Source organism: Pseudomonas sp. S32 (assembly GCF_016648095.1).
In the GTDB taxonomy this organism is placed as follows: domain Bacteria; phylum Pseudomonadota; class Gammaproteobacteria; order Pseudomonadales; family Pseudomonadaceae; genus Aquipseudomonas; species Aquipseudomonas parafulva.
In genome coordinates this window covers 1-14024 of the sequence record NZ_JACVVF010000009.1, presented here as the reverse complement: position 1 = coordinate 14024, position 14024 = coordinate 1, and the positions used below count along the sequence as shown (strand labels likewise).

The 14024-nt window shown below is 61.8% G+C and carries 10 protein-coding genes; 5 read left to right on the top strand and 5 right to left on the bottom strand.

Annotated features, from left to right (window positions below; all coding sequences use genetic code 11):
- Nucleotides 1-230 precede the first annotated feature (230 nt).
- The 4 genes from ntrC to glnA all read right to left on the bottom strand — a co-directional run bounded on the left by ntrC (nt 231) and on the right by glnA (nt 5108).
- Nucleotides 231-1667 carry a nitrogen regulation protein NR(I) gene (gene ntrC, locus IAE38_RS07005; RefSeq protein WP_028631978.1) on the bottom strand — a complete coding sequence of 479 codons (1437 nt, stop codon included), beginning with the start codon at nt 1665-1667 and terminating at the stop codon, nt 231-233.
- Entirely contained in the window at nt 1664-2749 is a 1086-nt protein-coding gene (glnL, locus tag IAE38_RS07000; RefSeq protein WP_060480775.1) for a nitrogen regulation protein NR(II), read from the bottom strand. The genes ntrC and glnL overlap by 4 nt, the downstream gene beginning before the upstream one ends.
- A gap of 256 nt (nt 2750-3005) precedes the next feature.
- Nucleotides 3006-3548, bottom strand: a complete 543-nt coding sequence (locus IAE38_RS06995) for a chorismate mutase (protein ID WP_201216748.1) — start codon at nt 3546-3548, stop codon at nt 3006-3008.
- A gap of 153 nt (nt 3549-3701) precedes the next feature.
- A complete protein-coding gene (gene glnA, locus IAE38_RS06990) occupies nt 3702-5108 on the bottom strand; it encodes a type I glutamate--ammonia ligase (RefSeq protein ID WP_060480774.1) in 1407 nt (468 codons plus the stop codon).
- A gap of 454 nt (nt 5109-5562) precedes the next feature.
- Here glnA and thiI point away from each other — a divergent pair, with 454 nt between their 5' ends.
- A complete protein-coding gene (gene thiI, locus IAE38_RS06985) occupies nt 5563-7017 on the top strand; it encodes a tRNA uracil 4-sulfurtransferase ThiI (RefSeq protein ID WP_060480773.1) in 1455 nt (484 codons plus the stop codon).
- Nucleotides 7018-7144: 127 nt separating this feature from the next.
- Entirely contained in the window at nt 7145-8965 is a 1821-nt protein-coding gene (typA, locus tag IAE38_RS06980; protein WP_028631973.1) for a translational GTPase TypA, read from the top strand.
- 193 nt (nt 8966-9158) lie between these two features.
- Here typA and IAE38_RS06975 read toward each other — a convergent pair whose 3' ends face one another.
- Nucleotides 9159-9563, bottom strand: coding sequence for a YkgJ family cysteine cluster protein (locus IAE38_RS06975; protein ID WP_016712459.1), 405 nt, complete (start codon nt 9561-9563; stop codon nt 9159-9161).
- Between the two features lie 185 nt (nt 9564-9748).
- Between IAE38_RS06975 and IAE38_RS06970 the strand changes: the two genes are divergently transcribed.
- The 3 genes from IAE38_RS06970 to IAE38_RS06960 form a co-directional block, all read left to right on the top strand.
- Nucleotides 9749-12199 carry a glycogen/starch/alpha-glucan phosphorylase gene (locus IAE38_RS06970; RefSeq protein WP_201165438.1) on the top strand — a complete coding sequence of 817 codons (2451 nt, stop codon included), beginning with the start codon at nt 9749-9751 and terminating at the stop codon, nt 12197-12199.
- A gap of 178 nt (nt 12200-12377) precedes the next feature.
- Nucleotides 12378-13388 (top strand): class 1 fructose-bisphosphatase, encoded by a 1011-nt coding sequence (locus tag IAE38_RS06965; protein ID WP_028631971.1) that lies wholly within the window; start codon nt 12378-12380, stop codon nt 13386-13388.
- Nucleotides 13389-13391: 3 nt separating this feature from the next.
- On the top strand, nt 13392-14024 hold a 633-nt coding region (locus tag IAE38_RS06960), incomplete at its 3' end, for a DUF924 family protein (protein WP_201216745.1).

The following is a 14024-nucleotide window of genomic DNA, read 5'->3' as shown; positions in this document are numbered from 1 at the left end:
ATGTCGCGAATAAAAGAGGGGTCACCCGGCCTGCCTGTACCAGGGCCCCCGAAACTGGAGTTACCAAGGCTATTGCAGGGGTCGTGCCAGTTTTGAGAAGCACGTGAATACTGGGCTTTCAGGGGGAATCTGCCAGGTTTTGAGGGGGATCGTGCCTTGGTGCGGTGCACGGGGCACAGGATCGGTGCAGGCGGGTGCCGGGGCTGCGCAATGGCCCCGGCAGGTGGGTTTCAGTGCTCGTCGCCTTCCTCGTCGTCGGCACCGGCCACGTTCATGCCCAGCTCCTTGATCTTGCGGGTCAGGGTGTTGCGCCCCCAGCCCAGCAGCAATGCGGCATCACGGCGGCGACCTGCAGTGTGTTTCAGCGCTGTCTCGATCATGATCCGCTCGAAGCTGGGCACGGCGCTGTCCAGCAGGTTCGACTGCCCACGGGCCAGGGCCTGGTCGGCCCACTGGCGTAGCGCCTGCTCCCAGTTGGTCACCGGCGCAGCATCCTGCGGCAGGTTCAACAGCTCCGGTGGCAGGTCGCCGATCAGCACTTCACGGCTGGACGCCATGACCGTGATCCAGCGGCAGGTGTTCTCCATCTGCCGCACGTTGCCAGGCCAGGGCAGGTTGCGGATGAACTCCTCTGTCTCCGGCTTGAGCACTTTCGGCTCCACCGCCAGTTCCTGGGCGGCGCGGGCCAGAAAATGCCGGGCAAGGGCCGGGATGTCTTCACGGCGATCGGCCAGCCGCGGGATGTGGATGCGGATCACGTTCAGGCGGTGGAACAGGTCTTCACGAAACTTCCCGGCTTGCACCAGCGATTCCAGGTTCTGGTGGGTAGCCGCGATGATGCGCACATCGACCTTGACCGGTATGTGGCCCCCCACTCGGTAGAATTCGCCGTCCGCCAGCACCCGCAGCAGGCGGGTTTGGGTGTCGGCTGGCATATCGCCGATTTCGTCGAGGAACAAGGTGCCCCCGTCGGCCTGCTCGAAGCGGCCGCGGCGCAGGTTGGCCGCCCCGGTGAACGCGCCTTTTTCGTGGCCGAACAGCTCGGACTCCATCAGGTCCTTGGGGATGGCTGCCATGTTCAGGGCGATGAACGGTGAGGCAGCCCGCGGGCTGTGGCGGTGCAGTGCGTGGGCGACCAGTTCCTTGCCAGTACCCGATTCGCCGTTGATCAGCACCGTGATGTTGGAGTGGCTCAGGCGGCCAATGGCGCGAAACACCTCTTGCATCGCCGGCGCTTCGCCGATGATTTCAGGGGTGCGGGCCAGGCTTTGTGGCACGTCCAGCCCATGTTGTTCCTGGGCGTGCTGGTTGGCACGCTTGACCAGCGCAACCGCCTCGTCCACATCGAATGGCTTGGGCAGGTACTCGAACGCACCGCCCTGGTACGACGCCACGGCGCTGTCCAGGTCGGAGTGCGCGGTCATGATGATGACCGGCAGGCGTGGGTGCTGTTCGCGAATCTGGGCGAGCAGTTCCAGGCCGCTGGAACCGGGCATGCGGATATCGGAAATGATCACGTCGGGCTGCTGGCGTGCCAGCCGGCCCATCACCCCATCGGCGCTGTCGAAGCTCTGGGTGGTCATGCCTTCTTGTTGCAGGGCTTTTTCCAGCACCCAGCGAATGGAGCGATCATCGTCGACGATCCATACGGTTTCACTTCGGCTCATGAGGCGTTGGCTCCTTGTTCCAGGGGCAGGTAAATGGAAAATGCGGTATGGCCCGCGTGGCTTTCGCACTCGATCAGCCCCTGGTGCTGGCTGATGATGTTCTGGGTAATGGCCAGGCCCAGCCCGGTACCGTCCGGGCGACCACTGACCATGGGGTAGAAGAGGGTGTCCTGCAGTTCCGCTGCAATGCCGGGCCCGTTGTCGATGATCTCGACCCTCGCCACCAGCCTATGGCGCACATGGCCGATGGTGAACTGGCGCAGGGCACGGCTGCGCAGGGTGATGCGGCCCAGGCGCAGCTCGTTTTGCGAACTGATCGCCTGCATGGCGTTGCGCACGATATTGAGCACTGCCTGGATCATCTGTTCGCGGTCGATCAAGACGTCCGGCAGGCTAGGGTCATAGTCGCGCACCAGCGTGATGCACCCCTGGCTCTCGGCATCCACCAGGCTGCAGACCCTTTCCAGAACTTCGTGGATGTTGGTCATGGCCAGCGACGGCAACTTGTTGGAGCCCAGCATGCGGTCAACGAGGTTACGCAGGCGGTCTGCTTCTTCGATGATCACGTTGGTGTAGTCGCGCAGGCTCTCTTCAGGCAGTTCGCGCGCCAGCAACTGCGCGGCCCCCCGGATGCCGCCCAGCGGGTTCTTGATCTCGTGGGCCAGCCCGCGCACCAGCAGTTTGGTGGTTTCCTGCTTGCTTAGCTGGGCCTCTTCCTTGGTGATGCGCAGCAGCCGGTCACGGGGGTGCACCTCCAGCAGCAGCAGCGTCTGGCCCAGGTGCAGGATGGGGGTAACGGCGTAGTCCACGGTAATGGTCTGGCCGGTCAACGAGGTCAGTTGGGCTTCGCGCTTGGTGAACGGGTGAGCCTGCTCTACCGCTTGGCGCAGCGAGCCCAGGGCCTCGGCAGACTCGGTGAACAATTCGCTGATGAACTGCCCATGGCTGCGCTGGCCGCTGACGGCCAGCAGCATCTCGGCGGCCGGGTTCATGTATTCCAACCGCAACTCGGCATTGAGCAGCAAGGTGGCGGTGGTGAGGTTGTCCAGAAGCAGACGGTGCTGTGCATCACTGATGGTCATAAGGCGTCGTCGACCTCTTTCGGGGCTGTCTGGCAAAACGTGGACCGGCCAAGGCACGGGGTTTCCACTGTTGCAGTCGCCATGAAAATGCAAGAAACAAACCAAGGCCCCGAAAAGAAGCGGAATAAGCCGAAAAACGCCTTATTAGGTTCGACTACGCACCAAGATGTTCAGGTTTATCGTTTCAGACGACCTTTTTTGGGTGGCCGCGAAGTGCAACTGCACGTGGCGCGCACCATAATGGAGCATAGTGAGTTCACGGGCGATCGCATAGCTGGCCGGTAGCGCGGATCAACGCATGTTGCGCCGCTGGCAGTAGCGGCCTGTTGGCGATGGCAACGGCAAGCTGCGCCGCGCAGCCTGGTACAGGGCGTTGGTCGAAGGCGGCCAGCTTCGCCAGCAAGTCAGCCTGCAGTTCGTCCAACCGTGGGCGGATGACTGCGGTCAGGTCCAGGCGCTGGGTGTCTGGCGCCTGGCCCGCCAGGTGCCATTGGGACAGCAAGGTGTATTGCACCAGCTTGTTGGCTTCCATCTGGTCGGCGAAGAACGCCTCGGCGCGTTGTGGCGCCAAGCCCAAGGCTGGTGCGGCCTGGCGCACGCTGGCCAGTACCTGTTGCTCGCGCTCGGTGGCCTGCACGGGTTGTTTGTTGTCCCATTTGTGCAGCGCCACTGCTTCGGCGACGGCCAGGCGCCGCTCGATGCTGTCGAGCAGTGGGTCGAACACCCCATTGGGTGCGCTGATGGATGTGCAGCCGGCGAGGGTGCAGGCAGCGAGTAGGGCGAGTGAACGGTAGCGCATGGAAAACCTCCTGTGTATGAAGGCTCCAGTGTGGTAGCTGCCGTGGTGTTCCCGGGGTAGGAGGGTTCTGAAATGCTTGAAGGCAAAACGAGAACGGCCCCCCGAGGGAGGCCGTTTTGATGCTGTTACCGACGCCAGGCGCCGATCAGGTCATCAGCAGCTGTAGTACAGCTCGTATTCCAGTGGGTGAACGAAGGTACGGACCTTGATCTCTTCTTCGCTCTTCAGTTCGATGAAGGCATCGATGAAGTCGTCGGAGAACACGCCGCCCTTGGTCAGGAACGCACGGCCTTTGTCCAGTTCTTCCAGGGCTTCTTTCAGGCTGCCGCACACTTGCGGAATGTCCTTGGCCTCTTCGGGCGGCAGGTCATACAGGTTCTTATCCGCCGCATCGCCTGGGTGGATCTTGTTCTGGATGCCGTCCAGGCCAGCCATCAGCAGGGCTGCAAAGGCCAGGTACGGGTTGGCCGATGGGTCCGGGAAGCGCGCTTCGATACGGCGGGCTTTCGGGCTGCCGACGTAGGGGATACGGATCGAGGCCGAGCGGTTGCGTGCCGAGTAGGCCAGCATTACCGGGGCTTCGAAGCCTGGGACCAGACGCTTGTAGGAGTTGGTGGACGGGTTGGTGAAGCCGTTCAGGGCCTTACCGTGCTTGATGATGCCGCCGATGAAGTACAGGGCGGTGTCGGACAGGCCAGCATAGCCTTCGCCCGCGAAGGTGTTCTTGCCTTCCTTCCAGATCGACATGTGCACGTGCATGCCCGAGCCGTTATCGCCGTACAGCGGCTTGGGCATGAAGGTAGCGGTACGGCCGTAGGCGTCGGCAACGTTGTGCACGACGTATTTCAGGGCCTGTACTTCGTCAGCCTTCTTCACCAGGGTGTTGAACTTGACGCCGATTTCGTTCTGGCCCGCGGTGGCCACTTCGTGGTGGTGAACTTCGACGGTCTGGCCCATTTCTTCCAGTGCGTTGCACATGGCAGTACGGATTTCGTGGTCGTGGTCGAACGGCGGAACCGGGAAATAGCCGCCTTTCACGCCTGGGCGGTGGCCTTTGTTGCCGCCTTCGATATCGGCACCGGTCATCCACGAGCCTTGCTCGGAGAAGATTTTGAACATCGAGCCGGAAATGTCCGACTGGAACTTCACTTCATCGAAGATGAAGAACTCAGGCTCCGGGCCTGCGAAGACGGTGTCACCAATGCCGGTGCTCTTGAGGTATTCCTCGGCGCGCTTGGCGATGGCGCGTGGGTCACGGTCGTAGCCCTGCATGCTCGACGGGTCGACGATGTCGCAGGTGATGATCAGGGTGGGCTCTTCGGTGAACGGGTCGAGCACGGCGGTTTCGTCGACCGGCATCAGGATCATGTCGGAGGCTTCGATGCCTTTCCAGCCAGCGATGGAGGAGCCGTCGAACATCTTGCCGACTTCGAAGAAATCGTCGTCCAGCGCATCACGCGCCGGCATGGTCACGTGGTGCTGAGTGCCTTTGGTGTCCGTGAAACGCAGATCAATCCACTTGACGTCATGATCTTTGATGAGTTGAACCGACTTCGACATGTTGTCCTCCGGATGGTCTAGGGCACGGTTGGCCGCGGCCCTGGAAAAAGGGTGTTGCCGGGCGCGGATAGTCGGCCAAGCTTACCTGCCTCACAAGGGAGCAAATTGCATGCCAGTGCCCGAAAATGGCGAGGTCTGGACACAAGGGGGCGTTCTTGGGCATCTGGAGACAGGCTTAGGGCAAGCTTTGCACCATTAGCATGCGTAATTTTCCTGTGGTGCACCGCAATGGTGCGTTGCATCTTTATGTAGGAGCGAGCGCAGCTCGCGATTGCATTTTCCAGGGCTATCGTGTGGGGGCTATCGCGAGCTGCGCTCGCTCCTACGCGCTCCTACGATAGAGGGCGTTGCATTAATATTGGCGCTTCTGACCAAAAGTTGGTCAAAAGCTGAGCAACTTCCGCTATAATTCGCGCCCCTCATTTTCGGCAGGCCCAGTGCGCGCTGTAGACCAATGAAACTTATCGTCAAAGTCTTTCCAGAGATCACCATCAAGAGCCGGCCGGTGCGCAAGCGCTTCATCCGCCAGCTGGCCAAGAACATCCGCAACGTGCTCAAGGACCTCGACCCTGAGCTCGCGGTCGATGGTGTCTGGGACAATCTCGAAGTGGTCACCCGCATCGAGGACGAAAAGGTCCAGCGCGAGATCATCGAGCGCCTTACCTGCACCCCGGGTATCACCCACTTCCTGCAGGTCGAGCAATACCCACTGGGCGACTTCGACGATATCGTCGCCAAGTGCAAGCACCATTTCGGCCACCTGCTGGCCGGCAAGCACTTCGCCGTACGCTGCAAGCGCGGTGGCCATCACGATTTCACCTCGATGGACGTCGACCGTTACGTCGGCAGCCAGCTGCGCCAGCAGTGCGGTGCGGCCGGTATCACGCTGAAGAACCCCGAAGTGCTGGTGCGCATCGAAATCCGCGACCAGCGCCTGTACGTGATTCACAGCCAGCACCAGGGCATCGGCGGTTATCCGCTGGGTGCGCTGGAGCAGACGCTGGTGCTGATGTCCGGTGGTTTCGACTCCACCGTGGCGGCCTACCAGATGATGCGCCGCGGCCTGATGACCCACTTCTGCTTCTTCAACCTCGGCGGCCGTGCCCACGAGCTGGGGGTGATGGAAGTGGCCCACTTCCTGTGGAAGAAGTATGGCAGTAGCCAGCGCGTGCTGTTCATCAGCGTGCCGTTCGAGGAAGTGGTCGGCGAGATCCTCAACAAGGTCGACAACAGCTACATGGGCGTGACCCTCAAGCGCATGATGCTGCGCGCTGCTGCGCGCATGGCCGAGCGCCTGGACATCGACGCGCTGGTGACCGGCGAGGCGATTTCCCAGGTGTCCAGCCAGACCCTGCCCAACCTGTCGATCATCGATTCGGCTACCGACAAGCTCGTGCTGCGCCCGCTGCTGGCCACCCACAAGCAGGACATCATCGACCAGGCCTACGCCATCGGCACCGCCGATTTCGCCAAGCACATGCCCGAGTACTGCGGCGTCATCTCGGTGAACCCGACTACCCATGCCAAACGCCACCGCATGGAGCACGAAGAAAAGCAGTTCGAGATGCAGGTGCTGGAGCGCGCCATCGAGCGCGCCAAGTTCATCTCCATCGACCATGTGATCGACGAGCTGGGCAAGGACATCGAAATCGAGGAAGTGGCCGAGGCTCTGCCGGGTCAGATCATCATCGACATCCGTCACCCCGATGCCCAGGAAGACGAACCCCTGCTTATCGACGGGATCGAAGTCCAGGCCATGCCGTTCTATGCCATCAACAGCAAGTTCAAGCACCTGGACCCCACGCGCCAGTACTTGCTGTATTGCGACAAAGGTGTGATGAGCCGTTTGCACGCACACCACCTGCTCAGTGAGGGACATGCCAATGTGCGTGTTTATCGTCCGGCATAAGACGCCAGGGCTGTATGGCGGCAGCATCCGCCATCGCCCTCCCGACCTGCGGGCCCGCTGAGCCGCAAAGCATACCTATTCGCCGCCTACACTGGCGGCAACCGAATCCTCTGATCGAGATACAGTTGTGATCGAAAATCTGCGTAACATCGCCATCATCGCCCACGTTGACCATGGTAAAACCACCCTGGTCGACAAACTCCTGCGCCAGTCCGGCACCCTGGAACGTAACGAGCTCAACGACGAGCGCGTGATGGACTCCAACGACCAGGAAAAAGAGCGCGGCATTACCATTCTGGCGAAAAACACCGCCATCAACTGGAACGGCTACCACATCAACATCGTCGACACCCCCGGCCACGCCGACTTCGGTGGCGAGGTTGAGCGTGTGATGTCGATGGTCGACTCCGTGCTGCTGCTGGTCGACGCCCAGGACGGCCCTATGCCGCAAACCCGCTTCGTGACCAAGAAGGCCTTCGAAGCCGGCCTGAAGCCGATCGTTGTGATCAACAAGGTCGACCGCCCGGGCGCGCGTCCTGACTGGGTTCTGGACCAGATCTTCGACCTGTTCGACAACCTCGGTGCCACCGATGAACAGCTGGACTTCAAAGTCGTCTACGCCTCGGCCCTGAACGGCATCGCCGGCCTGGACCACACCGAAATGGGCGAAGACATGACGGCCCTGTACCAGTCGATCATCGACAACGTGCCTGCGCCTTCGGTTGACCGTGACGGCCCGTTCCAGATGCAGATCTCCGCACTGGACTACAACAGCTTCCTCGGCGTAATCGGCGTTGGCCGCATCGCCCGTGGCCGCGTCAAGCCGAACACCCCGGTTGTGGCCATCGACACCGACGGCAAGAAGCGCAACGGCCGTATCCTGAAACTGATGGGTCACCACGGCCTGCACCGTGTTGACGTCGAAGAAGCTCAGGCTGGCGACATCGTCTGCATCAGCGGTTTCGACGAGCTGTTCATTTCCGACACCCTGTGTGCACCGGACGCGGTAGAGGCGATGAAGCCGCTGACCGTTGACGAGCCAACCGTTTCGATGACCTTCCAGGTCAACGACTCGCCGTTCTGCGGCAAGGAAGGCAAGTTCGTCACCAGCCGTAACATCAAGGATCGTCTGGACAAGGAGCTGCTGTACAACGTAGCCCTGCGCGTTCAGGAAACCGACTCCCCAGACAAGTTCAAGGTGTCGGGCCGTGGTGAACTGCACCTGTCGGTACTGATCGAAACCATGCGCCGCGAAGGCTTCGAGATGGCCGTAGGCCGCCCTGAAGTGATCATCCGCGAAGTGGATGGCGTGAAGCAGGAACCGTTCGAAAACGTGACCATCGATATCCCTGAAGAATCCCAGGGCAAGGTCATGGAAGAGATGGGCCTGCGTAAGGGCGACCTGACCAACATGGTGCCGGATGGCAAAGGCCGTGTCCGCCTGGAGTACAACATCCCGGCCCGTGGTCTGATCGGTTTCCGTAACCAGTTCCTGACCCTGACCAACGGTGCAGGCATCCTGACCTCGATCTTCGACCGCTACGACACCATGAAGTCGGGCCAGATGTCTGGCCGTCTGAACGGCGTTCTGGTTTCGGTCGAAACCGGCAAGGCACTGACCTACTCGCTGGAAACCCTGCAGGCGCGCGGCAAGCTGTTCGTCGAGCACGGCCAGGAAATCTACGGTGGCCAGATCATCGGCCTGAACAGCCGTGACAACGACCTGGGCGTGAACCCGACCAAAGGCAAGAAGCTCGACAACATGCGTGCTTCGGGCAAAGACGAAGTCATCGCCCTGGTGCCGCCGGTTCGCCACACCCTGGAACAGGCCCTGGAATTCATCCAGGATGACGAGCTGTGCGAAGTGACGCCGAAGTCGATCCGTCTGCGCAAGAAGATCCTGGACGAAGGCGAGCGTACCCGCGCTGCCAAAAAAGCCAAGAACTGAGTTAGCTCAGGCTGAATGAAAACGCCCCCGGTCGAAAGGCCGGGGGCGTTTTTTTGTGCCTTCAGGAATTGTGCTGTCGGGGCTGGCCTCTTCGCGGGTAAACCCGCTCCCACACGATCTCTGCAATGATCAGGGCCTGTGAAGCCACTGTGGGAGCGGGTTCACCCGCGAAGAGGCCGGTCCAGGCTAACGATCAGCGCCCGACCACCTTGGGCTTGTACGCGCAATACCCCGGCCGCGGGCCAACCTTGGGGTGATTGCGGCAGGTGTCTGGGCGCTTGTCATAAATGGTGCACAGGCGGCTCTTACGATCCAGATACATGCAGTCATCATTGCTCATCCGGGTCAGGGTGAAGATCCCGGACTTCTGGTTGAAGCGCTCGATGATGCCTTCTTTCTGCAGGCGCTTGGCCACGTTCTTGGGAGGTTCGTCTTTTTCGAACTCATCCACCACACCGATACGGATCAGATCCTTGATCTTGACCTCGACCGGCAAGGTGCAGCAGGTGGAATGGCAGCCACCACACATATGGCTGGCATAGCGCTGCCAGGTTTCCAGGCGGTCGACTTCGGCAGCGGCGATCAGGGTCGTTTTCATCGTTTTTAGGGTGGATCACGGTCTTGGGGCGCGCGATGATACCGGAATCGCTCAATTTATGAACAACCTTTTGACCAAATGCAGTGTGCCTGATGAAAATCGCGAACACTGGCCGTTGTGCCCGGTCGAAGCGTCTAGGCTCAACATTTGCATTCCGCTTTCGTCTATTCGCCCGAGGATGCCGCATGTCCCAGGAACCCAACGCTCGAGACGCTGAAGTCGCGGATTTTCGCGCCGCCGTGCTGGATAAACTCACCTACGCGGTCGGCAAGGACCCGGAGCATGCCTTTGACCACGACTGGTTCGAAGCCATTGCCCTGGCGGCGCGCGACCACATGGTCGACCACTGGATGGACCACACGCGGCAGTCGTACCGACGCAGCCAGAAGCGGGTGTATTACCTCTCCCTCGAGTTCCTCATCGGCCGCCTGCTCTACGACAGCCTGAGCAATCTCGGCCTGCTGGACATCGCCCGTGATGCCCTGGAAGGGTTGGACGTGGACCTGGAGCGCATTCGCCTGCTCGAGCCAGATGCCGCGTTGGGTAACGGCGGCCTGGGCCGCCTGGCAGCGTGCTTCATGGAAAGCATGTCGACCTTGGGCATCGCTGCGCATGGCTATGGTATCCGCTACGAGCACGGGTTGTTCCGGCAGGCGATGGTGGACGGCTGGCAGCAGGAGCAGACCGAGAACTGGCTGGATTTCGGCAACCCCTGGGAGTTCGAGCGGGCCGAAGTGATCTACCCGATCAGTTTTGGTGGCAGCGTCGAAACGCTGCACGACGCCCATGGCAATGCGCGCCAGGTGTGGACGCCGGGTGAAACCGTGCGGGCAGTTGCCTACGACACCCCCGTGGTGGGCTGGCGCGGTTCCAGCGTCAATACCCTGCGCCTGTGGCGTGCACGGGCGCTGGAAGAGCTGCACCTGGAGCGCTTCAATGCCGGTGACCACCTGGGTGCAGTGGCCGAAGTGGCCCGCGCCGAAAGCATCTCGCGGGTGCTTTACCCGGCCGACAGCACCGAAGCGGGGCAGGAACTGCGCCTGCGCCAGGAATACTTTTTCGTATCGGCTTCGTTGCAAGACCTGCTGCGCCGCCACCTGAACATGCACGACAGCCTGCTCAACCTGCCCGATGCCGCGGCTATTCAGCTGAACGACACCCACCCGTCCATTGCGGTTGCCGAATTGATGCGCCTGCTGGTCGACCAGCACGAGATCCCGTGGGATACCGCCTGGGAGCTGACCGTAGGTACCCTGGCCTACACCAACCACACCTTGCTGCCCGAGGCGTTGGAAACCTGGCCGGTGGCGCTGATGGAACGCATGCTGCCGCGGCACATGCAGATCATCTACCTAATCAACGCCTACCACATCGATGCCCTGCGGGCCAAAGGCACCCATGACTTCGACGTGTTGCGGGCCGTGTCGCTGATCGAGGAAGACAACGGCCGCCGGGTGCGCATGGGCAACCTGGCGTTCTTGGGCTCGCACAGCGTCAACGGCGTGTCGGCGCTGCACAGCCAACTGATGAAGAGCACGGTGTTCGCCGAGCTTCACAAGTTGTACCCCGACCGCATCAACAACAAGACCAACGGCATCACGTTCCGCCGCTGGCTGTACCAGTCCAACCCGCAGCTGACCGGCATGCTGGTGGAGGCACTCGGGCCCGAGCTGCTGGACGACCCCGAGGGGCGCCTGGCCGGCCTGGTGCCGTTTGCGGACAAGCCCAGCTTCTGCCGGCAATTCGCCGCCCAGCGGCTGCACAGCAAGCGGGCACTGGCCAGCATCATCCAGGACCGCCTCGGCATCACCGTGAACCCCGAGGCCATGTTCGACGTGCAGGTCAAGCGCATCCACGAGTACAAGCGCCAGTTGCTCAACCTGCTGCACACCGTGGCGCTCTACCAGGCCATGCGCAACGACCCCAGCACCAACTGGGTGCCCCGGGTCAAGATTTTCGCCGGGAAGGCCGCTGCCAGCTACCACCAGGCCAAGCTGATCATCAAACTGGCCAACGATATTGCCCGGGTGGTGAACAACGACCCCACGGTGCATGGCCGGCTCAAGGTGGTGTTTCTGCCCAACTACAACGTCAGCCTGGCCGAGAGCATCATCCCGGCGGCGGACCTGTCCGAGCAGATCTCCACCGCCGGTTACGAAGCGTCCGGTACCAGCAACATGAAGTTCGGGCTCAACGGTGCCCTGACCATTGGCACACTGGATGGCGCCAATGTGGAGATGAGTGAGCAGGTGGGAGCCGAGAACATGTTCATCTTCGGCCTTACCGCGCAGCAGGTGGAGGCACGCAAGCGTGCCGGAGACTTTGGCGCGGAGCAGGACATTGCAGCATCCGGCCGCCTCGGCAACGTGCTGGAGGCGATCCGCGGTGGGGTGTTCTCGCCGGATGATCCGTCGCGCTATGTGGGGTTGATCGATGGGCTGGTGGGTTACGACCGCTTCCTTGTGTGCGCCGACTTCGATGCGTACTGGGATGCGCAGCAGCGTGTCGAGGACCTGTGGCACCAGCCGCAGCAGTGGTGGCGCATGGCGGTGCTGAACACGGCGCGCATGGGCTGGTTCTCGTCGGACCGCACCATCAGGGAGTACGCGACCGAAATCTGGAAGGCGCTGGAGTGATCCGGGCCCTTCGCGGGTGAACCCGCGAAGGCCCGGATGCCGACCACCGGCCTAGCGGCCGCTGAACTACCGACCTGATGTGCCGTCTGACAGCCGTGGCGAGTCTCATGACTCGCTAGGCTGTCACTCTCCCTGTAAACTGCGTGGGTTTTCATCCCCAATCCATTCGGAGCCATACATGTCCCGCGTTACCCTGAGTCGCTATCTGATCGAGCAGACCCGCAGCAACAATACCCCTGCCGATCTGCGCTTCCTGATCGAAGTGGTGGCGCGTGCGTGCAAGGAAATCAGCCACCACGTGTCCAAGGGCGCCCTCGGCGGCGTGCTGGGCAGCATGGGCACCGAAAACGTGCAAGGCGAAGTCCAGAAGAAACTGGACGTGATTTCCAACGATATCCTGCTTGAAGCCAACGAGTGGGGCGGTCACCTGGCCGGCATGGCGTCCGAAGAAATGGACAACGCCTACCAGATCCCGGGGCGCTACCCCAAGGGTGCTTACCTGCTGGTGTTCGACCCGCTGGACGGCTCGTCCAACATCGACGTCAACGTGTCGGTAGGCACCATCTTCTCGGTACTGCGTTGCCCAACCGAGTACCTGAGCCAGAACGAAACCCTGAACGAAAACGCATTCCTGCAACCAGGCACCCAGCAGGTTGCGGCGGGTTACGCCATCTATGGCCCGCAGACCATGCTGATCCTGACCCTGGGCAACGGCGTAAAAGGCTTCACCCTGGACCGTGAGCTGGGCAGCTTCGTGCTGACCCATGAGAACATCCAGGTGCCTGAAACCACCGCGGAGTTCGCCATCAACATGTCCAACCAGCGCCACTGGGAAGCCCCGGTACAGCGTTATGTGGACGAGCTGCTGGCGGGTGAAACCGGGCCGTTGAAGAAGAACTACAACATGCGCTGGATCGCCTCGATGGTTGCCGACGTGCACCGCATCCTGACCCGTGGCGGCCTGTTCATGTACCCGCGTGATGCCCGCGACCCAAGCAAGCCGGGCAAGCTGCGCCTGATGTACGAAGCCAACCCGATGTCGTTCATCATCGAACAGGCCGGCGGCGCTTCCACCAATGGTTACGACCGCATCCTCGATATTCAGCCAGACAGCCTGCACCAGCGTGTGTCGGTGATCCTCGGCTCGAAGCAAGAGGTCGAGCGCGTAACCGCCTACCACAAGGAGTAAGTCATGCTCGCACCTTGGCAGCCGTTGCTGGAGTGGTGGTTCGGTTGGGGCAGCAATGCCCAGGCCGTGGCTGACGAGAAAAGCGCGCAGTGGTTCGGCAAGCAGCACGATGCCGAGGCGCATGCGCTGTTCGGCGAACTCGTGGAGCAGGCCCTGGCGGGCGGGCTCGACGAGTGGCAGCAAAGCCCGCAGGGCTGGCTGGGGCTGCTGATACTGCTGGACCAGTTGCCACGCATGCTCTACCGCGATACGCCGCGTGCCTTCGAGGGCGATCGTCGTGCCCAGGTGGTGGCCATGCAAGGCTTGCAGAAGGGCTGGGACTACCAGTTGCTGCCTATCCAGCGGGTGTTCGTGCTGCTGGTGCTGGAGCATGCCGAAGTGCTGGACTGGCAGAACCTGTGCGTGGAGCGTTATCAGATGCTGCTGGAAGAGCAGCCTGAGCCCAACCGCCGGCTGTTCGAAGGGTTTCTGGATTACGCCGAGCAGCATCAGCGTGTGATCGAGCGCTTTGGCCGGTTCCCGCACCGCAACCTGGTGCTGGAGCGGCCGAGTACCAGCGAAGAGATGGACTTCCTGCTGGAGCCCGGCTCCCGCTTCGGGGGCGGCCGGGGGGGGGGGGGGGGGGGGGGGGGGGGG

Bases quoted from the DNA above. Each gene is read 5' to 3' on its own strand.
- ntrC (WP_028631978.1), bottom strand. From the start codon at position 1,667: ATGAGCCGAAGTGAAACCGTATGGATCGTCGACGATGATCGCTCCATT.
- glnL (WP_060480775.1), bottom strand. From the start codon at position 2,749: ATGACCATCAGTGATGCACAGCACCGTCTGCTTCTGGACAACCTCACC.
- IAE38_RS06995 (WP_201216748.1), bottom strand. From the start codon at position 3,548: ATGCGCTACCGTTCACTCGCCCTACTCGCTGCCTGCACCCTCGCCGGC.
- glnA (WP_060480774.1), bottom strand. From the start codon at position 5,108: ATGTCGAAGTCGGTTCAACTCATCAAAGATCATGACGTCAAGTGGATT.
- thiI (WP_060480773.1), top strand. From the start codon at position 5,563: ATGAAACTTATCGTCAAAGTCTTTCCAGAGATCACCATCAAGAGCCGG.
- IAE38_RS06975 (WP_016712459.1), bottom strand. From the start codon at position 9,563: ATGAAAACGACCCTGATCGCCGCTGCCGAAGTCGACCGCCTGGAAACC.
- IAE38_RS06970 (WP_201165438.1), top strand. From the start codon at position 9,749: ATGTCCCAGGAACCCAACGCTCGAGACGCTGAAGTCGCGGATTTTCGC.
- IAE38_RS06965 (WP_028631971.1), top strand. From the start codon at position 12,378: ATGTCCCGCGTTACCCTGAGTCGCTATCTGATCGAGCAGACCCGCAGC.